Annotated in this window: 17 protein-coding genes; 7 read left to right on the top strand and 10 right to left on the bottom strand. The window is 31.8% G+C overall.

Annotated features, from left to right (window positions below; all coding sequences use genetic code 11):
• Nucleotides 1-12: 12 nt before the first annotated feature.
• The 4 genes from WPG_RS02220 to WPG_RS02205 all read right to left on the bottom strand — a co-directional run bounded on the left by WPG_RS02220 (nucleotide 13) and on the right by WPG_RS02205 (nucleotide 5,179).
• A complete protein-coding gene (locus WPG_RS02220; protein ID WP_052471126.1) occupies nucleotides 13-2,211 on the bottom strand; it encodes a PepSY domain-containing protein in 2,199 nt (732 codons plus the stop codon).
• 13 nt (nucleotides 2,212-2,224) lie between these two features.
• Nucleotides 2,225-2,719 (bottom strand): DUF2271 domain-containing protein, encoded by a 495-nt coding sequence (locus WPG_RS02215; protein WP_045468815.1) that lies wholly within the window; start codon nucleotides 2,717-2,719, stop codon nucleotides 2,225-2,227.
• 63 nt (nucleotides 2,720-2,782) lie between these two features.
• Nucleotides 2,783-4,267 carry an ankyrin repeat domain-containing protein gene (locus WPG_RS02210; protein ID WP_045468813.1) on the bottom strand — a complete coding sequence of 495 codons (1,485 nt, stop codon included), beginning with the start codon at nucleotides 4,265-4,267 and terminating at the stop codon, nucleotides 2,783-2,785.
• Nucleotides 4,268-4,273: 6 nt separating this feature from the next.
• Nucleotides 4,274-5,179 carry a DUF6607 family protein gene (locus WPG_RS02205; protein WP_045468812.1) on the bottom strand — a complete coding sequence of 302 codons (906 nt, stop codon included), beginning with the start codon at nucleotides 5,177-5,179 and terminating at the stop codon, nucleotides 4,274-4,276.
• 104 nt (nucleotides 5,180-5,283) lie between these two features.
• Between WPG_RS02205 and WPG_RS02200 the strand changes: the two genes are divergently transcribed.
• The 6 genes from WPG_RS02200 to secDF all read left to right on the top strand — a co-directional run bounded on the left by WPG_RS02200 (nucleotide 5,284) and on the right by secDF (nucleotide 14,390).
• Nucleotides 5,284-7,377: a TonB-dependent receptor plug domain-containing protein gene (locus WPG_RS02200; protein ID WP_045468810.1), complete on the top strand. Its 2,094-nt coding sequence runs from the start codon at nucleotides 5,284-5,286 to the stop codon at nucleotides 7,375-7,377.
• Between the two features lie 18 nt (nucleotides 7,378-7,395).
• Complete coding sequence (locus WPG_RS02195) at nucleotides 7,396-8,022, top strand: HmuY family protein (RefSeq protein ID WP_052471125.1); 627 nt, start codon at nucleotides 7,396-7,398, stop codon at nucleotides 8,020-8,022.
• Nucleotides 8,023-8,170: 148 nt separating this feature from the next.
• Nucleotides 8,171-9,097 carry a malate dehydrogenase gene (locus WPG_RS02190; RefSeq protein ID WP_045468808.1) on the top strand — a complete coding sequence of 309 codons (927 nt, stop codon included), beginning with the start codon at nucleotides 8,171-8,173 and terminating at the stop codon, nucleotides 9,095-9,097.
• A 271-nt stretch (nucleotides 9,098-9,368) separates the two neighbouring features.
• The gene (locus WPG_RS02185; protein WP_045468806.1) at nucleotides 9,369-10,499 is read left to right on the top strand and encodes an acyltransferase family protein; all 1,131 of its coding nucleotides are present in this window, start codon (nucleotides 9,369-9,371) and stop codon (nucleotides 10,497-10,499) included.
• Between the two features lie 60 nt (nucleotides 10,500-10,559).
• The gene (locus tag WPG_RS02180) at nucleotides 10,560-11,186 is read left to right on the top strand and encodes a hypothetical protein (protein ID WP_045468803.1); all 627 of its coding nucleotides are present in this window, start codon (nucleotides 10,560-10,562) and stop codon (nucleotides 11,184-11,186) included.
• Nucleotides 11,187-11,339: 153 nt separating this feature from the next.
• A complete protein-coding gene (gene secDF, locus WPG_RS02175; RefSeq protein ID WP_045468801.1) occupies nucleotides 11,340-14,390 on the top strand; it encodes a protein translocase subunit SecDF in 3,051 nt (1,016 codons plus the stop codon).
• Between the two features lie 107 nt (nucleotides 14,391-14,497).
• On the opposite strand, the gene WPG_RS18495 is transcribed toward secDF, so the two are convergent.
• The 6 genes from WPG_RS18495 to folE all read right to left on the bottom strand — a co-directional run bounded on the left by WPG_RS18495 (nucleotide 14,498) and on the right by folE (nucleotide 19,206).
• Nucleotides 14,498-14,905, bottom strand: coding sequence for a hypothetical protein (locus WPG_RS18495; protein WP_231850241.1), 408 nt, complete (start codon nucleotides 14,903-14,905; stop codon nucleotides 14,498-14,500).
• 448 nt (nucleotides 14,906-15,353) lie between these two features.
• Nucleotides 15,354-15,851: a DUF192 domain-containing protein gene (locus tag WPG_RS02165; RefSeq protein WP_045468798.1), complete on the bottom strand. Its 498-nt coding sequence runs from the start codon at nucleotides 15,849-15,851 to the stop codon at nucleotides 15,354-15,356.
• A gap of 5 nt (nucleotides 15,852-15,856) precedes the next feature.
• Nucleotides 15,857-16,687 carry a prolipoprotein diacylglyceryl transferase gene (gene lgt, locus WPG_RS02160; RefSeq protein ID WP_045468795.1) on the bottom strand — a complete coding sequence of 277 codons (831 nt, stop codon included), beginning with the start codon at nucleotides 16,685-16,687 and terminating at the stop codon, nucleotides 15,857-15,859.
• A gap of 65 nt (nucleotides 16,688-16,752) precedes the next feature.
• Entirely contained in the window at nucleotides 16,753-16,986 is a 234-nt protein-coding gene (yidD, locus tag WPG_RS02155) for a membrane protein insertion efficiency factor YidD (protein ID WP_045468792.1), read from the bottom strand.
• A gap of 2 nt (nucleotides 16,987-16,988) precedes the next feature.
• On the bottom strand, nucleotides 16,989-18,470 hold the full coding sequence (cysS, locus tag WPG_RS02150) for a cysteine--tRNA ligase (protein WP_045468789.1): 1,482 nt from the start codon (nucleotides 18,468-18,470) through the stop codon (nucleotides 16,989-16,991).
• A gap of 58 nt (nucleotides 18,471-18,528) precedes the next feature.
• Nucleotides 18,529-19,206: a GTP cyclohydrolase I FolE gene (folE, locus tag WPG_RS02145; RefSeq protein WP_045468787.1), complete on the bottom strand. Its 678-nt coding sequence runs from the start codon at nucleotides 19,204-19,206 to the stop codon at nucleotides 18,529-18,531.
• A 196-nt stretch (nucleotides 19,207-19,402) separates the two neighbouring features.
• Here folE and WPG_RS02140 point away from each other — a divergent pair, with 196 nt between their 5' ends.
• Nucleotides 19,403-19,876 (top strand): hypothetical protein, encoded by a 474-nt coding sequence (locus WPG_RS02140; protein WP_144374401.1) that lies wholly within the window; start codon nucleotides 19,403-19,405, stop codon nucleotides 19,874-19,876.
• The last annotated feature ends 4 nt before the right edge of the window (nucleotides 19,877-19,880 follow it).

The following is a 19,880-nucleotide window of genomic DNA, read 5'->3' as shown; positions in this document are numbered from 1 at the left end:
AATTTTTATAGTTTAATAGCAATCCATCTTTAGTTGTTCGTTGTTTTCAAAAACACTCAATGGTTGCTTTAATTTTTCTAGTGTTATCGAATTTAAAACTTCTAATACTCTATTTTGCATCGCTATGGCGCCACAAATCATAATCACACCTTCGTTTTTTAGAACTTGTGCAAAAAAGTCAGCTTTTTCTTCAATGAGGTTTTGTACATAAACTCTCTCTTCTTGTTCTTGAGAATAGGCGATATGAAAACTTGATAGGGTTTTATCTTTAAATGCTGTATCTATAAATTCTGAATAAATTTTTAGTGAATCCTGTGTGCGTCCTCCCCAAAACAAATGTGTTTTTATATCAGTGTTATTTTGGTTAATCATACCTAAAAATGGTGCTATACCCGTTCCGTTAGCAATCATTACTACTTCTTTGGCGTAGGTAGGAAAATGAAAATCTAAGTTTCGTTTTATTTTAGCTTTGGTCATCATATTTGGTTTTAAATTATGGAGTTGATTTGAACAAATCCCGAACTCGTGCTTCTTAATACTTAACACCATAATATCACTTACTCTTCCTATAGAGTACAAACGTTCTATACCATCATCTTCTGGATAAAATCCTAACAAATCACCTGATTGAAATTTTTTTATGAACTTAGGTCGTAATTGTAGCAAAAATGTATCATCTATATTTAATGCTGATTTTTTTATGACTTCAAAATCTATCTGTTGCTTTTTATTAGCTTTAGTTGGAATGGCTTTAACTTTTATGTTTCGCCGTGTTGATCCATTCCATTGTAAAATCCATGTTTTCAGAGCTTTAAACGACTGATTATTAATTTTGAATAGTGGAAGGTTCGGAATAAAATTAGGGTGTTTTTGCAATAATGAATCTACTACAATCGCATATTTACAAAACTCTGGATACATTAATGATCCAAAACCAACCACTGAATAGCTAATCGTTTGCTGTTGGCTAACAGTTTGTAATAGCTTTTCAAAATTTTTAGCATTTGCAGGTGCGTCACCTTCGCCGTAGGTTGCTGTAAAAATCACTAACCATTTTGCTTTTTTGTATGTTGTATAACTATTGAGTTCATCGATAAAAACAAATTGCCCATCCGCTATTAGAGCTTCAAAAAACTGTTTTGCTAAACCTAAGGTACTTCCTGTTTCTGAGCCTACTAAAACTATATATTCGGCTTCATCTTTATTAAAAATATTGTTGATTTTAGACGTTTCATTTTTACGTTTTAAGCTCATTGCAAAACCAGAATACATAAAAAACAAAATCGCAAAACACGTGAGCAATAAAACTACAGACCAAATGATAGTACCCTGCCCTGTATGTAAAACCATACTCCAATTTGATAGTACTTTTAATAAGGGCATTTCTGCTTTGCTAATAATATCGCCAGAGTATTGATTCACATATAGTTCTTGGTCATTAAGCTTTAGAATAAAATAATCTTCCTCCTCATCGGAGAATGGGAATTCAATAGATTTAAATTCGTTTAAAGTGGTTACTTTAAATAATTCAAAGTCCTGAATACTAATTTTTGCCGTATTTGAATTAGCCGCAACAGTATTATGTTTAATTTGACTTGAAGGTAAAACGTCAAACTTTTCGAGTGATAGAAAAACACCAGTCAACGTAATTATTATAATCGGAATTAGAGCATATCTCCCAATAACTACATGGTAATACTGGTTGAAATTTTCTTTAACAACTTTAGAAAAGAAACGTCTAAAACCGCCTTGGCGTTTCAAGATTAATTTAAGTCCTGTTATTGAAATCAACAACAAAAAGAATGAAAATAAACCTACTAAAAAACGACCAGTAGATTTTAAAAATAAAGAACGGTGCAGATTTGTAGCAAATTCAAAAATTGGTGCCTTTTTTATAAGGTTACCTAATTTTTCTCCTGTAAAAGGGTTGATGTAAAACGTATCACTTTTCCCTTGTTTTGTAATGACCGAAGCAATTAAAAACGCATTGTCATCTTTGGTGAGCGTTACAATCTCATCGTATTCATTTTGTAAAGTCTCTAGCGTTACTGATAGAGACAAAGCACTATCGTTGTTTGCTGAAAATGGTTGTAACTGATTTGAAATCGGCTCAAACGCTAGAATAATACCAGTTATGGTCGCTAAAAAAATGAATATTGCTGAGACAAGAGCCAAAGCTAAATGAATGTATCTCCATATAGAAATCGTCATACTTAACTACTATTTATTGTGGCATTAATCGGATATATCTAATAAAACCTTTGCCTTCAACTTTAGATTTCAGAGTTTCTGAAGTCAATTCAAACTGTACATCATCTACATGGTATTCTTGGTCTTCTACGGCAGTTTCAAATCTAATTTTGTAGCCTTTATCTATATATGTATCCTCAATTTCTATTACAGAAATAGCACGTTCACCTCCACTTATAGTCGCACCTGTAATCGCATCGATATCTGCGCGCTTTTTTCCTTGGAATTTCCACCACTCTGTAATATCAAAATACCACTCATCATCATCTCCTTGTACGCATAAAGTTTTTTCATATTCGCCTTCAGGATTTAGAAGCGATACAACAATATAAGCACCTTCACCTGTATAATTGGTCATCTGAATCATACATTTATATGTCGAAGTTGGTTGTTTCACAGTAAACCCAAATAATAGAAAAACAGTTAAGACTAGTAAAGGTGCTATTTTGAGTATATTTATTTTTTTCATTGTTTATTTTTTTCTTTTAACCCATCCCTAACCCTTCCCAAGAAGGGAACTTGTGGTAGATTATTATTTTAAAAAACTGATGTTAATATCGTTTTTTAGAAGCAATTCATTTTCTTTGGCCAAGTCGTAAACAGTTTCTTCAAAATCTGTTTTAACCGTTTTATCAGCACCAATAGTTATTAAATATCTTAGTATATCTTGATTATTTGCCTTCATAGCTGCCAGATGTAATGGCGTTAAGCCATCATCATTTTTAGCATTGACATCAATTTTAAAATCATTTATACGCTTTAATAACTCTAGATTATTCTTTTCTACTGCGATGTGATATAGTGTTTTTCCTTTGCCTTGTGTTTTAGATAAATCTAAACCTACTTCTTTTAGCAAATTAAGTTTAGCATTAAATACTTCTGGCTTGTTAGTTCTAAATGTATTTAGCAAATAATAAGCTAAGGAATTGCCTTCTGTATCCATTGTGCTAATATCAGCATCATTTTCAATTAAAAATTCAGCAACTTCAACATCATTTATATTTATCGCCATAGCTAATGCAGAGCGTCCGTTTTCGTCTTTAGCATTAATATCTTTTACATAGGACGAAAGAAATTTAACTACCTCTAAAGTGTTGCTATTAGCAGCATTCATAAAAGGTGAGTCACCAACTTGGTCTTGTTGATTAATATCAACACCGTTTTTTATAAAATACTTGTAGGTTTCTAAATCTTCTGAGTTATATGCAATTGCATGTAGCGGATTTCTACCATTATCACCAATTGCATTAACCTTAAGTCCTTTTGATTCTAAAAATTTATACACCTCTAATGTGTTCTTTTTTCCTCTAGTACCTTGACTTGCCATAACCATAGCATTACCAGATGCAGAATTTATACCCTTGTCAATAAGCATTTGTAATACCATCTTATTACCGCCTTTTGCAGCATAATCAAAAATTCCATTCCCTTTATTATCTGTACTTTTTATATCTACCTTGTTAGAAACGAAATACTTTATTAATGACTCATCCTTTAGAAAAGGGGCTACTAATAATAGGGCGTTGGCCCCACTATGGTTTTTTTCAATTGTAGGATTCGCTCCGTGAGATATTAAAAAGTCATAAAGCTTTGTATTGATTTGCCCAGTGGATGCCGCAAAATTTAAAACCGAATACCCATGACTATCTATAATATCAGTTTTGGCACCTTGGTTGACCAAATAAGTCATTATCTCTAAATTATTCTTGTAAGCTGCCCAGAAAATATAAGTTCTCCCGTCGTGTGTGAGTTTATTGACTCCGTTACCTTCTTTTGATAAAAGATGTTTAATTGTACTGTTATCAACCTTTTCTATCAGCGCATAAGAAACGGCATCAAAAGCATTGTTATTAAGTGCTGAGATATAATGGCCACTGGCCATCTTTTTATCAATATCTGCTATTGATGGATTTGATTTCCAATAGTCACGACTCAAAAAAATATTAGATTCTTGGGCAAAAAGGGATGAAAATGACACACAAAGTATCATAAGGGTTATATAATTTCTCAATGTCATAATGGTTTACTTTACAAAAGATTCAATCACTTGTTCTATATCTTCCTTTGAAGTCACTTCATCATCAAAAAGATGCTTGTATAATGCTTTATTATCGACTTTAGTTTTAAGCGTTAAATCTGCGTTACGACCATAAACCACTTCCCATTTTGTTCTTACCAATGTCCATTTAGCTTGGTGCTCTGTCCACCAATCTTGTGCTGCTTGGCAACGACTATCATCTACTTTTTTATAGGTATTGTAACCTTTTTCCTCAGCTAGGATTACATCGTCTTTACCGCTTTCTCTTATAACTTTAGCATTGTCTTGGTCATGTACCCAACCAAAGTTTGTAATCTCTTGTCGATTACCTCTTTTAGTAATATTGTAATCGCTTCGCTTTGTATATTCGCGTCTTGGTAATGGTGCTGTTGTTGTATTTTCCCAATAACTTTTACCATCAACATGTACCCAAGTTCCTGATCCTTCGTAACGTGGACTATCGTCTACCTGAAATACTTTTTGCGTCCATTGTCCTTCGACTTCATCTTTCGATTTGTTAACAAACGTCCAATTATTATCACCATTGTATTCATATAGTACTGTATTCTCATATAACCAATCTTGTCGCCAATGCTTTACAATCATTGGTTTATCTGGTCGACCTACTTGTAATAAATGTTGAATAGATACTTTATTTTTATCATCCTTTACTAATTGTGCCCACTCTAAAGCTTTAGACACTTTTGACTTAGATGGTTTATACAATGAATCTTCACTGTACTGAAAGGTTTCTGCAAAATTAAAGGTCACCTCAAAGCAACCACACATTTCTTTAATAGCCTCTTTATCTTGTTTTTTCTTTTTTTGAGCATTTGCATATAATGAAAATGCTATTACTAAACTGGTTAAAATTGCTAATTTTTTACTCATGGCATTTTTATTTTATTGTTGATTAAAAATTTAATTAAAAAATTCTCTATTCTTATTTAGAATGAATTAAAATAACTTTTATATTTGCGACAAATTTAAATAGAATGAGTCTAAATAAAAATAATATTCTTCTTTTTTTTATACTTTTTTTTCTGAGTAACTCTCAAGCTCAAGAAAATAAAGAGATTGAAAAAGACTCTACTAAAATTGAAGAATTAAATGAGGTTGTTGTTACTGCTACACGTACACCAAGACAATTATCATCGCTTCCTCTACCAGTGACTTTAATATCTAAAAAGCAGATAAAACAGACAGGCACTATTCGTATGAATGAAATTTTAGCTGAACAAACTGGTTTAATTGTAATACCAGACGAAAGTGGTTTTGAAGGTTTACAAATACAAGGGATAAATTCAGATTATATAATGATTATGATTGATGGTGTGCCTTTGGTAGGACGAAGTGCTGGTAATTTTGATTTGAGCAGATTAACTGTCGGTAACATAAAGCAAATCGAGGTGGTAAAAGGGCCATCGAGTGCACTTTATGGCAGCGAAGCCATGGGTGGCGTCGTTAATATCATCACTGAAAAACCTAAATCTAGCAAACCTAGTGGTAATGTTTCTTTTAGAGCTGGTTCTTTCACCCAATTGGACGCGAATGTTAATATAAATCAGAAATTTGAAAAATTAGGCTATGGTATTTTTATAAATCGCTTTTCTAGCGAAGGTTATGATTTAACACCAGAAACTGCAGGACAAACAGTGAGTCCTTTTGAAAATTACACTTTAAACGGCAGATTAACTTATGATTTTAATGACCAATTAAAACTATTTAGTTCCACACGCTTTTACACCCAAACACAAGAAAATAGTTTTGAATCTGCTGATGATCTTTTTGAGGGAGACTCCGAAGAAACAGAATGGAACTCGCACTTACGACTCAATCACGAATGGCATGATAAACTGCGTTTTGAATATGAATTCTATTTCACAAATTATAGAGCGAACGAATCTTCTCAAAGTCCGGTAACTGGTGATGTCCTTTTTGATAGTAACTTTAATCAATATCTCATAAGGCCAGAAGTTAGAGCTGTTTACAACTTAAAGAATTCGGGTGAAATTACAACTGGTTTAGGCTACCAATATGACGAATTGGACCGTTCGTTTTTTGATAATCAGGTTAATTTCAATTCGCAATACATCTATGCACAGTGGGATGTAAAACCTCTACAAGACTTGAGTGTTATAGTTGGTGGTCGTTTTGATAATCATTCGGAATACAGTAATCAATTTAGTCCAAAACTGGCTTTAAGATATAATATCACCTATGACATCGCACTAAAAAGTTCTGTTGGTTATGGATTTAAAGCACCAGATTTTAGGCAACTGTTCTTCGATTTCACCAATTCTGCGGTTGGCTATACCGTTTTGGGTTATAATGTTGCTTTAGATAAGTTGCAAGAATTAGAAGCTGCTGGGCAAATTCTCGATGTTGTTGTTCCTATTAATCAATTTAATAATCCGTTGAAAGCAGAAAGTTCAATTGGTATCAACTTAGGTGCGAGCTATACTAAAGATAATTGGAATGTTAGCATAAATGGCTTCAGAAACGATTTCAAAAACCTGATAGATACACAGGTTATTGCGCGTAAAGTCAATGGGCAAAACGTATTTAGCTATCGCAATTTTGATGAAGTCTTTTTTACTGGTGTAGAATTAGATGCTACCTATAATTGGAATGAAAATTTAAGAATTAGCGGTGGTTATCAATTATTGTACACTTACGATAAAGCACAGCTCGATAAAATAAAAAATGAAGAAGTTTTTACTATAGATGATGCAGGAAGAACCATTTTAGTAGAACGTTCTGATTACTTTGGTTTAGTAAACCGCTCGCGTCATACAGCCAATCTTAAAATATTTTATACGATTCCTAAAATTAAAACCAATTTCAATTTACGTACTATTTACAGAAGTAAATATGGTCAGTTTGATACTAATGGCAATGCTATTTTAGATACTTATGATGATAGCTTTGTTGCTGGTTTTGTAACTGTAAATATTGCAGCTACAAAACAATTTGAAGACCATTTTGATTTACAAGTTGGTGCCAGAAATTTTTTAAATCATACCGATAATAATATTCCAAATCTTAACGGAATTCAATTATTCACAAGACTTAATTATAATTTTTAACACAATAATTTAATACAAATGAAAACAATGAACACTTTTAAAACACTCACATTACTCGCTTTATTTATAGGGTTTGCATCTTGCAGCTCTGATGATGACAATGGTCCATCTCGTATCGATCTGGAATCTGTAACCATAGAAAACCTAAGCGCACCACAAACTGGAGGCCAAGGTCAGCCTATTGGTGGTGAATTCACTAGATTTGATTTTTCTACTGGAATGCAGACAACTAGTGCTACAGATTGGGATATTGCTTTTAGAGGTACAACAATTGCAATAAATGGTGGTGCTCAAACTGGCACTGCAGATGAACCAGAACGTAATGGTAATGCTGGTGCAGTAATAGTAGATGGTACATTAGCTAATGTAACCTCTGTTGATGGCTTAACTTTTGCTCAAGATGGTACAGAAGGTTTTGCAATTACAACAGGAAGTGATAATGGTTGGTATAACTATAACTTTATGACTAATCTCATTACAAAAATTCCTGGGAAAGTTCTCGTGTTCCGAACTAGAGACGGACGTTACGCTAAAGTCGAAATCATTAGCTATTATTTGGATCAAGATCCATCTAATCCTGCAAATGGAAGATATTATACTTTTGACTACGTTTACAATCCAAATGAAGGAGAGACTATATTTTAATAATGAAAATACCTAGTTTTCTCAAAGGTTTTAATATGGCATTAAAGCACAAGATTTACTCTTGTGCTTTTTTCATTTACAGCATTTTTATTCGTAATTTTGCAATCGTTTTAAACGTATAGTTTCACATTAAAAAATTTAAAAGAAAATGAAAGTAACAGTAGTTGGTGCAGGAGCAGTTGGTGCAAGTTGTGCAGAATATATTGCCATAAAAGATTTTGCCTCTGAGGTTGTGTTGTTGGATATAAAGGAAGGTTATGCAGAAGGAAAAGCAATGGATCTTATGCAGACAGCATCTTTAAATGGTTTTGATACTAAGATTACAGGTAGTACAAGCGATTATTCTAAAACTACAAATAGTGATATTTGTGTAATTACCTCTGGTATTCCTCGTAAACCAGGTATGACACGCGAAGAATTAATTGGTATTAATGCTGGGATTGTAAAATCAGTTTCTGCAAGTTTAGTAGAACACTCACCAAATACGATTTTAATAGTTGTTAGTAATCCTATGGATACAATGACTTATTTAGCTCATAAAACAATAGATCTTCCAAAAAATAGAATTATTGGAATGGGTGGAGCATTAGATTCTGCACGTTTTAAATATAGATTAGCTGAAGCTTTAGAAGCTCCAATTAGCGATGTTGATGGTATGGTGATTGGTGGACATAGTGATAAAGGTATGGTGCCTTTAACATCACATGCAACAAGAAATAGTATTAAAGTATCTGAGTTTTTATCAGAAGATCGTTTAAATCAAGTTGCAGCAGATACCAAAGTAGGTGGAGCTACTCTAACAAAATTATTAGGAACTTCTGCTTGGTATGCGCCAGGTGCAGCTGTAAGTGGTTTGGTTCAGGCCATTGCTTGCGATCAAAAGAAAATATTTCCATGTTCTACCTTTTTAGAAGGTGAATACGGATTAAACGACTTATGTATTGGTGTACCTGTAATTTTAGGTAGAAACGGAATTGAAAAAATTATTGATGTTCCATTAAGTGCTGCTGAAAAAGCACATATGGCTGAAAGTGCTGAAGGTGTTAAGAAAACAAATGGATTGTTAGAGTTATAAGAAATCATAATAAGCGTAAAAAATAGAAGAGGTCTGAATTTTTCAGACCTCTTTTTGATTTATAACGTATCACTAGGATTATGTACATTTATAGTCATTTCATCGATGATTTTTATCAAAAAGAAATTTTTATGGATAATTTTAGTGCTTTAATCTATTTTTATTGACTGATATTTGGTTCAAACATACATTTGGATTATTCTGAGTATTTGTCAACTCATTTAAACCTATTAAGATGAGTTAAACTATATATACTTGTAATGCCCCAAACATGAAGTATTTAAATTCCCTTAACCATTACAGAGCATTAGCAATTATTTTTATTATTGCCGTGCATGCGCAATTTGTTTCTGATGTAAAATTGGATACGTTTACCAGCAAATTTTTTTTTAATGCTATTAGTGGCTCTACACTAAATTTTTCGTTTATTTCTGGCTTTTTGTTTTATCTCGTTTTATACAAAAAATACGAGTATTCTAATTTTTTTAAAGCAAGGGTGAATCGTTTTTTTAAACCTTATTTATTTTTATCCATATTACCAATATTTATGGGTTTAATGACTATGCCATTCTATTGGGATAATTCTGGTTTAATAGAGTCTAATCAATTGAATAAGTTGTTTTGGAATTCTATTTCAACCTTTAAGTATTTGATTTCTGGTGCTCACATTACGGCATATTGGTATATTCCCTTCGTAATGATTATGGCAGTTTTGTCGCCATTACATGTGAAGTTTATTAAGCTAAAATTAAAGCAGCAACTATTCATATTTAGTTTCCTTTTAATTGTTGCGTCTTTTGTGCAAAGACCTTACGAACGTACTTTTCTTTTTCAAGCCTTTCAATCTTTAATTTATTTTACACCATTATATTTAATGGGAATAATATGCGCAATTCATAAAGATAAAATTTATGAATTATTAAAGGGCAAAGATGTCTATTTGCTATTAGTTGTTATATTCTTCATCTTTTTGCAAACAAATTTGGGCGATGTTGGACTTTATAAAACTCACTTTCTAGTCTATAATGGTGTCGATCTTTTAATATTTAAGATGGTATTTCTTTGCTTGTTTTTTATGATTTGGCTACATCGTTTTGAACATGTAAAAAGTAAATTTATCAATAGTTTAGCTAATACCAGTTTTGCGATTTACTTTTTGCATGTATATTTTTTAAAATTTTTAATGATTTTAAAAAGCTACCTCGATATAAGTTTTGAAAATTATTCGTTAATGTTATATATAGTTGTTATTCTACTTTTAATTAGTTTGAGTATGCTTACTGCGATTGGTTTTAATAAGCTTTTTCCTAATCATTCATATATGCTTATTGGTTATGGTAAAAAACCAATTAAGAAAGCTAAAGAACCTAAAGTGCCAAAATCTGTTATTCCAGAAATTTAATTTTAAAGTATACATGCCTAAATACTATAGATAAACCTATAATTTTTCTATATTTGGCGCATGAAAATTAGATTGCAATTAGGAATTATTATTCTTCTTTTTACGTTTTTAGGAACGTATTTAGATAATACAATAGTACCTAATCAACAGATTGTTATTCAGTTTTCTAATGAAAATATTTCTTCTGAAGACGCAAATACCACTATTGAAGATGTAAAAGAAAAACTTCAAAGTATTGGTGTCTTACATATTAGTATTGGGCAACATGAAGATGGAAAACTCAAAATCACATATTATAGCGATGCAGATGTAAATCGAATTCAGAATATACTTTCTAATGAAGGCAGTTTAAAGCTTGCATATCAATCTGATGAAAATCGTTCTAGTGATTATCCAGAGAATAGTAATGAAAATGATTACAAGCTCAACATTTCTGAAATTCAAAAAGATGCGGATACAAACTGGCATTTTGACGGAATTCAAATCACAGAGTTGAATCAAAAAACAGATCGCTTTAATAATCCTACAGACCATCTTCCAAACGGAATCCTTAATTCAAACTACATAAGTAGAACTGTAGAGTTCGAAATTAAAAGATATACTACTATTGCTCTCGCATTTGATCATATATCTAATATCATTCCTGAAGTTAGAGCAGGCCCTTCAAAAAGGGAATTTAGAATCTAAAATAATTCCCAAGTATTTTCAATAGCTTTTATAAATCAATCAAAAAGCTAAACACATTTATAACATAAAAAAACAATTGTCGGATTAGAGCGTAAACTCTATATTTGCGCGGATAAATTTTAATCTAAAATTCGACACTAAATAACTATAACAATGCAAAACAAAGGAATAATTAAGCTTTTCGCTATTTTATTTGGCTTGGTAAGTATCTACCAATTATCATTTACATTTAAAGCCAATCAAATAGAGGATGCTGCTAAAACTGCAGCTGTAGCACAGTATGATGAAACTGTAAATAGCTATCAGGATTTGAGAAATCAGGCTGAAATTAACTATATAGATTCATTAAAGACGTCTAAAATTAAAGTAGGTGATGAATTTGAACCTATTGAAGTTTATAATTTATTAGGTGTATCTCAATACACTTATTCAGAGGTTGAGAGTAATGCCATGAAATTAGGTTTAGACCTTAAAGGTGGTATTAATGCCATCATACAAATTTCTGTAAAGGATATTTTAAAAGGGTTAGCTAATAATAGTAGTGACCCTGTTTTTAACAAAGCATTAGATGATGCTGAAGACTTACAGACAGATGCACAAGAATCTTATTTAGAGTCTTTCTTTAGAGCTTTCGATGCTATAAAAGGGGATACGAAATTAGCATCTCCAGATATTTTCGCTAATCGTGATTTGAGTGATGTCATTAAATTTGATATGTCAGATGATGAAGTTAAAGGTATCATTGAAACTAAAATTGATGAATCAATAGTTTCTGCATTTGAAGTATTAAGAAATCGTATTGATGGTTTTGGTGTTTCGTCACCAAACATTCAACGTTTAGGAAATTCTGGTCGTATTTTAATAGAATTACCAGGTGCTAAGGATAAAAAGCGTGTTGTAGATATCATTACAAAAACAGCACAGTTACAATTTTGGGAAACATACAAATCTCAGGAAATGACACCTTACCTTTTCCAAGTTAACCAAGCTTTAGTTGAAGCAAACAAAGCTGAGGAAACTGAAGAAGAAGTAGCAGAAGATGTAGCGCAAACAGAGGAAGATACTACGGCAGATGTGATTGATGATTTAACAGGTCAGATAGAATCAGATAGCACTAATGTTGCAGACGTAAATCCATTAGGAATTCAAGGTTATGGTAACGGAGGTTCAATAATTGGAACTTTTCTAGCTAAGGATAAGGAAAAAGTGTTAGCGGAATTAAATAGTTCTAAGAATAGAGCAACTTTACCTGCTGAGATGCGTTATGCAAAGTTTGTATGGGGAATTCAAGAAAAGGATTCTGAATTTGCACAATTGTATGCTATTAAAAGTAATAGAGACGATCAACCAGAATTAAGTGGTGCAGTTATTACTGATGCTAGACAAGATTACGATCAACTAAGTAGACCAGCAGTAAGTATGCAAATGAATGCGAAAGGTTCTAAGACTTGGGAAGAAATGACTAAGAAAGCATACGAGACACAAGGGTACATTGCCATTGTTTTAGATAATATTGTGTATTCTGCTCCAAGTGTATCTTCTGGGGCAATTGCTGGTGGTAGATCACAAATTTCAGGATCATTCTCGTTAACTGAAGCGGTTGATTTAGCTAACGTATTAAGAGCTGGTAAATTACCTGCTTCTGCTGAGATTGTTCAAGCAGAAGAAATTGGACCTTCTTTAGGACAAGAGGCGATTGATAGTGGTATGAAATCATTCATTATCGCCTTAGCTTTTGTTTTACTTTGGATGGTTTTTTACTATGGTAAAGCAGGTATATTCGCAGATATTGCTTTACTATTAAATATCTTATTAATATTTGGTGTATTGGCAAGTTTAGGAGCCGTATTAACTTTACCCGGTATTGCAGGTATTGTATTAACTATTGGTATTTCGGTCGATGCAAACGTACTTATCTTTGAACGTATTCGAGAAGAACTGGCAAAAGGAAAATCGCAGAAAGAATCAATTAAAGATGGTTTTTCAAATGCATTATCATCAATTTTAGATGCGAATATTACAACAGGTTTAACTGCTTTAATATTATTTGTATTTGGTACTGGGCCAATTAAAGGTTTTGCTACGACTTTAATCATTGGTATTTTAACCTCATTATTCACAGCGATATTCATCACTAGATTATTACTAGATTGGTATGCAAATAGAGGCGGAAAATTAGATTTCTCTACAGCAATGACCAAAGGTCTATTTAAGAACATAAATATTAATTTCTTAAAGAAACGTAAGATTGCTTATGTGATTTCTGGAGTATTATTATTAGCAAGTTTAGGATCTTTATTTACAAACAAACTAGATCAAGGAATTGATTTTGTAGGTGGTAGAACGTACCAAGTACGTTTTGAACAACCTATGAGTATTGAAGAAGTGAAGAGTGATCTTAATGCTGTATTTAATAGTGCTGAGGTTAAAACTATAGGTGGTGATAATCAATTAAAGATTTCTACAAAATACAAAGTTGATGAGAATTCTACTGAAGTAGATGAAGAAGTTCAGTCTAAGTTATTTGGAGCTTTACAAAAGTATCTTCCAGATGGTATGACTTATCAAGAATTCTTAGATGGGTCAGGTGATGCCAAAGTTGGTAAAATGTCATCTAGTAAAGTAAGTCCTACTATAGCTGATGATATTAAGACATCATCATTATGGGCAGTCTTAGGATCTTTAGTTGTTGTATTCTTGTATATCTTATTTAGATTTAAGAGATGGCAGTTCTCGTTAGGTGCAGTAGCTGCAGTATTCCATGATGTATTAATTGTATTAGGAATCTTCTCATTAACATGGAAGTTTATGCCATTTAGTATGGAGATTGACCAGGCCTTTATTGCGGCAATTTTAACGGTTATTGGTTACTCGTTAAATGATACGGTTGTTGTATTTGATAGAATTAGAGAGTTCTTAAATGAACATACCTCATGGGAATTCGGAAAAACAATTAATGCGTCTTTAAATAGTACATTGAGTAGAACATTAAATACCTCTGTAACAACATTGGTTGTGTTATTAGCAATGTTCGCTTTTGGTGCAGATTCATTAAGAGGTTTATTATTTGCATTAATAGTTGGTGTTTTAGTTGGTACATATTCTTCGATGTTTATCGCAACACCATTAATGTACGATACTGCTAAGAAAGGTGATGCGGCAGAATCATTAAAGAAAAAAGTAAAAGAAGAAGACGAAGCTTAAGTTTCTGATATAATTTTGTTCTGAATTTGTTTCAGAACCTAAAATGCCTTTCTGTAAAGAAAGGCATTTTTCTTTTTAAGAGAATTTAATATTTAACTAATAGGTGTTTAACCATTTGATTCGATCCATTCGTTTGTCATTTCCCATAATGAATCCTTAAATTTACTTCTAAAGAATCCAAAAGGTCCAATGTTTTCAATTCCTAATTTTTCAGGAATTATATGACGTCTTTCAATATTTGCATTGATAAATTGTTTTGCCAACCAATCTACTGAAGATTTAGAAGCATATTCATCTTTAGGAAAACTTAATGAAAGTAAATGCTTATCATAATTTTTGAATTGAAGGTCTTCAAAATCGAATTCGCTTAAAATATAATCTTTATGTTTTCCCCAACGTTCCCATTGGTAGGCCATTTGTTTAGGTAAATTTTCGAACAGACCAATTTTCTTAGCTGGGAAATAACTAAATAATGGAGTTAGTGTTGGAATTAATATATACCAAAATGTAAACATTCTAATACGCTCGTAACCTTTCCAATACTTCCAATAACCACTTTGTGAAACTATAGTAATTAGAGTGTCTACATGACAGATAGATTTATTAAAAGCTAAAATTTGTCCACCAATACTATGCGTAATTACTATTATTTGGTGTTTGGGATGTTTAGATTTGGCATGATCTATAACTTAGGCTTGATCATTTTCTCCCCAAGCTTTTAGAGTAATTGTATTTTTTTTGAGTTGAGTAATACTTCTACTTGATTTACCAATTCCAAAATAGTCAAAGCAATAAACAGTATATCCTAATTCGGAGAAATGAGTAGCAAAGTTATAATAGTAATGCTACAAAAATCCGGTTGCGGAAGAAATAATGATAGTTTTATGAATTGAAGTTTTAGGCTTAAAAAGGGTTAGACTTAAATTATGTCCTACGGGTGTTTTAATGCATAAATTTTCAGGATTACTCATTGATTAAAATGAAATCAACCCTATCTCCAATCTCAAGTTGCCACTCATCCGAAAGTCCTCCATTAATTTCTAAAACATATTTAGCAGGAGCATTAGATGGAAGCGAAGTCTCATCAAAAGGCTTAGCATCTTTTTGAAAACTTACTATAGTTTTATTTTCGTCTATGTAGATAATATCTAAAGGGATCTTAGTGTTTTTCATATAGAAACTTCTTGGTTGCAAATCTGGAAATATAAAAAGCATTCCGTGATTGGTCTCAAGTTTAGTTCTATACATTAAACCCGTTTGAGTTTCATAATCATTATCGGCAATTTCTATTGCTATAGTCTTTACCACAGAATCAGAGTCCCCTTTTAGAATATTAAGTGCACCTTCTTTTTTAAAAGTAACAACAACTTTGTCTTCAGCTTTTGTTGGCTTATCTTCTTTACAGCTAACAATAAATACGAGGCATAAGAAAAACAAGAGATATGTACCAAAAAATTTCAAAATGGTTAGACTATTTTTGTTTTAGGTTTATATATAAACATAAAATAAAGACCAATTAATATGAATGGTATACTAAGAAGTTGTCCAGTAGATAAATAATCGCCAAAATATTTTTCAATCCCTCCTTGACTAACTTTTACATTTTCAACAAAGAATCGCACTGTCCAAAGAAGAACTAAAAACAACCCAAATAAAAAGCCTTGTTGCTCAGATTTTTTAGTTTTCCAGTAGAAATATAACAAAATTAGAAATACAAAAATATATGAGAAGGCCTCATATAATTGTGCAGGATGCCTTGGTTCCGTTTCTCCAAGTTGTTTAAAAACTACCCCAAAATCAGACTCTGTGAATTTACCAATAATTTCAGAATTAATAAAGTTTCCTATCCTAACAAATACTGCACCTAAAGCAACTGGGACTACCACGCGATCCAAAATCCAGAGCACTGTTTTCTTTAATATCTTTTTATTAAAAAGATACATAGAGATAATCATTGCAATGGCAGCACCATGACTTGCTAAACCTTGAAAACCTGTAAATTCTAATCCACCTTTAAATTTAAAAGGGAGAAAAATACTGAAGAAATCTTCGGTAATAAGTTCGGATTGATAAAAAATAACATGTCCCAGACGAGCACCTAGCATAATACCTAGCACTGAATATATGAACAAGGAATCTAAGGATTCTTCAGATTGATTTTCTTTTTTCCAGATACGCTTTATGATGTAGAAGCCTAGAATAAAGGCTACTATCCACATGACACTGTAAAAATGAAGCTCGAAAAAACCTAAGTCAATAGATTTAATTGGATCCCAAGAAATTTGTAAAAAATGCATAGGTGTTTACTTTATGTTGTAAATATAATATTTTGAAAAGGATTGAAAACGAGATTAACGGAATATTAATGGTCTTTTGGCGGAACCGGATCAAAACCTTTTCCTCCCCAAGGATGACAACTAAAAATACGCTTTATAGCTAACTTACTACCTTTAAAAAAGCCATGTACTTCAAGCGCTTCTTTTGCATAATGCGAACATGTAGGTTGATATCTACATGTTGCAGGTGTTATTGGAGAAATTAAAGTTTGATATATCTTAATTAGAAATAAAAAAGGGTATGTAAGAATCTTTTTCACTATTAATTAGTCGTAAAAGTTGTGCCTTCTCTGCTATCATTTAACTGAATGCCAGCTTCAGCTAATTCATTTCTAATTTTATCAGATAAAGCAAAGTCCTTATTTAGCCTTGCTTCTTTCCTCATATTGATTAAAATGTCAACAACACCAGCAAGTTTATCACTTCCTTTACTTTCTTTAGAAACATTAATTAAGCCTAAAATTTCAAATGTAAAAATTTCAATAGTGTGCTTTAATATTTCTAAATCATCACCAGTCACAGTTGCACTTCCATCTTTTATCTGATTGATAAACTTTACAGCATCAAATAGATTAGCAATTAAAATAGGAGTATTAAAATCATCATTCATAGCATCATAACATTTTAGTTTCCATTCTGAAACATTAAACGTTGATGTAGAATTTGTTTTTAAATTGTCAATTAAACTAATAGCATCCATTAATCTATTGAAACCTTTTTCTGCAGCTAGTAGGCCGTCATCTGTCAAATCTAAAACACTTTTATAAGAGGCTTGCATCATAAAAAAACGAATGACACTTGGATTATACCCTTTAGACATTTTATCATTATCGCCTGAAAGTAATTCAGCAGGATTAATATAATTACCAGTAGATTTACTCATACGAGCTCCATTAAGCTCTAGCATATTAGCGTGCAGCCAATATTTAACTGGGTCTTGTCCTTTTGCTGCTTGGTTTTGTGCAATTTCACATTCGTGATGAGGAAATTTTAAGTCCATTCCACCACCATGAATATCAAAAAAGTCACCAAGATATTTAGTGCTCATTGCTGTACATTCTAGGTGCCAACCTGGAAATCCATCACTCCAAGGCGATGGCCATCGCATAATGTGAGTTGGTTCTGCTTTTTTCCAAAGCGCAAAATCTTGAGGATTTTTTTTATCACTTTGTCCATCAAGTGCTCTTGTATTATGAATTAAGTCCTCTAGTTTACGCTTACTTAAAATTCCATATTCATTAGACTCATTATACTTATGGACATCAAAATAGACTGATCCGTTAACAACATATGCAAAACCATTGTCTATTATAGATTGAATTAATTCTATTTGCTCAATAATATGACCAGTTGCTGTTGGTTCAATACTAGGTGGTAAAAAATTAAAAGTATTTAAAACATTATGAAAATCTACAGTATAACGTTGTACAATTTCCATGGGCTCAATAGCCTCTAACCTTGCTTTTTTTGTAATTTTATCTTCACCAATATCACCATCATTTTCTAAATGACCAGCATCTGTAATATTTCTTACATACCTTACTTTATAACCTAAATGTTTAAAATAACGAAAGATCATATCAAAAGACATAAAAGTTCTTACGTTACCTAAATGCACGTTGCTGTACACTGTAGGGCCACATACATACATACCAATATGACCAGCGGTTATAGGTTTAAATACTTCTTTCTCACCAGAAAGCGTATTATATATTTTTATGTGATTGATATCGTATAATGGCATGATGCAAATTTGAAAAAATGTATAAGCAAAACTAAAAAACTAGCTTAGAGAAAACAAGCTAAAACTTTGTGTCTAATTGAATGTAGTCTAAAAACTCTCTGCGTGTTTCATTTTCTTTAAATTTCCCACCAAATTCTGATGTTACAGTGCTACTTTCAATATCTCTAATACCTCTAGAATTAACACATAGATGTTTAGCGTCTATAACGCATGCTACATCTTCAGTATTTAAAACAGTTTGAAGTTCTTTTACAATTTGAATCGTTAAGCGTTCTTGCACTTGAGGTCGCTTTGCGTAATAATCAACGATACGATTCATTTTAGATAAGCCAACTACTGTCCCATTAGAAATATAAGCAACGTGTGCTCTACCTACTATTGGTAATAAGTGGTGCTCACAAGTAGAATAAAGGGTAATGTTTTTTTCTACTAACATTTCACCATATTTATATTTATTGTCAAATGTAGAAGCCTTTGGTTTCTTATCAGGATCTAAGCCTCCAAAAATTTCGTTAACAAACATCTTGGCAACTCGGTTTGGGGTTCCACTTAGACTATCGTCATTTAAATCAAGGCCTAAAGTTTCCATAATATGCTTAACATCACCTTTAATAATTTCTATTTTCTCTGAACTAGATAAATTAAAAGCATCTTTTCGTAACGGTGTTTCGCTAGATGTACCTATATGGTCATCACCTAAAGCATCAAAATCATTAAAATCACTATCGATTTTCATTGTAAAATCTTATTTATAAATTTTTAAAAGCAAGTCGCAAAGATAAACAATAAAAACAGCATCTAGAAGGTAGGAGTTTTAATATTACAGCTGTTATATAGTTAAAACCGTTAAAATGCCAATTACCTTGATAAACTAACAACTGTTTCTTTAAAATTTTCTTAATTTTCGAAACTTTAAAAATACCTCTATAAACATGAAAAAAATACTAATACTCTTTACATTTTTCCTTTTTACTTTTAGCGTGTATAGCCAGAATAATAATGGAGCGATTAGAAGTTCAATTCATTTTCCTGAAAATGTTGATGCACCATTAACAGAAAAGGAGAAACTAATGATAGATGAAGTTTATCAATCTAGCGCAAAAGAAATTGTATACAACCAAAAAGAGTATTTAAAAGATATAAAGCATTTGCTAAGAAATAGAATTCTTATTTATGAAGATTCTAATGTCAAAACTCAGAAAAAATGTAAGCTACTTTCTCAAGTGCCATTACAAAATACATACAATGAGGATTTGACAAGAGATACTAAAATTGATCTTTCAAATTTTAATCCATTAAAATATAAATTAGACTTTTTTGCAAATGGAACTTATTTATATCGCATAGACAATACAAATTATTTTATTCAGATTACTTCTCAGTATAGAAAAAATCTTAAAAATTAATATT

Source organism: Winogradskyella sp. PG-2, assembly GCF_000828715.1.
GTDB lineage: Bacteria > Bacteroidota > Bacteroidia > Flavobacteriales > Flavobacteriaceae > Winogradskyella.
Note: the sequence above shows the minus strand (reverse complement) of the source record. Positions and strands in the feature narration are given on the sequence as shown.

Excerpts from the sequence above, each read along its gene's own strand:
- WPG_RS02220 (WP_052471126.1), bottom strand. The coding sequence starts at position 2,211 with ATGACGATTTCTATATGGAGATACATTCATTTAGCTTTGGCTCTTGTC.
- WPG_RS02215 (WP_045468815.1), bottom strand. The coding sequence starts at position 2,719 with ATGAAAAAAATAAATATACTCAAAATAGCACCTTTACTAGTCTTAACT.
- WPG_RS02210 (WP_045468813.1), bottom strand. The coding sequence starts at position 4,267 with ATGACATTGAGAAATTATATAACCCTTATGATACTTTGTGTGTCATTT.
- WPG_RS02205 (WP_045468812.1), bottom strand. The coding sequence starts at position 5,179 with ATGAGTAAAAAATTAGCAATTTTAACCAGTTTAGTAATAGCATTTTCA.
- WPG_RS02200 (WP_045468810.1), top strand. The coding sequence starts at position 5,284 with ATGAGTCTAAATAAAAATAATATTCTTCTTTTTTTTATACTTTTTTTT.
- WPG_RS02195 (WP_052471125.1), top strand. The coding sequence starts at position 7,396 with ATGAAAACAATGAACACTTTTAAAACACTCACATTACTCGCTTTATTT.
- WPG_RS02190 (WP_045468808.1), top strand. The coding sequence starts at position 8,171 with ATGAAAGTAACAGTAGTTGGTGCAGGAGCAGTTGGTGCAAGTTGTGCA.
- WPG_RS02185 (WP_045468806.1), top strand. The coding sequence starts at position 9,369 with ATGAAGTATTTAAATTCCCTTAACCATTACAGAGCATTAGCAATTATT.
- WPG_RS02180 (WP_045468803.1), top strand. The coding sequence starts at position 10,560 with ATGAAAATTAGATTGCAATTAGGAATTATTATTCTTCTTTTTACGTTT.
- secDF (WP_045468801.1), top strand. The coding sequence starts at position 11,340 with ATGCAAAACAAAGGAATAATTAAGCTTTTCGCTATTTTATTTGGCTTG.
- WPG_RS18495 (WP_231850241.1), bottom strand. The coding sequence starts at position 14,905 with ATGTTTACATTTTGGTATATATTAATTCCAACACTAACTCCATTATTT.
- lgt (WP_045468795.1), bottom strand. The coding sequence starts at position 16,687 with ATGCATTTTTTACAAATTTCTTGGGATCCAATTAAATCTATTGACTTA.
- cysS (WP_045468789.1), bottom strand. The coding sequence starts at position 18,470 with ATGCCATTATACGATATCAATCACATAAAAATATATAATACGCTTTCT.
- folE (WP_045468787.1), bottom strand. The coding sequence starts at position 19,206 with ATGAAAATCGATAGTGATTTTAATGATTTTGATGCTTTAGGTGATGAC.
- WPG_RS02140 (WP_144374401.1), top strand. The coding sequence starts at position 19,403 with ATGAAAAAAATACTAATACTCTTTACATTTTTCCTTTTTACTTTTAGC.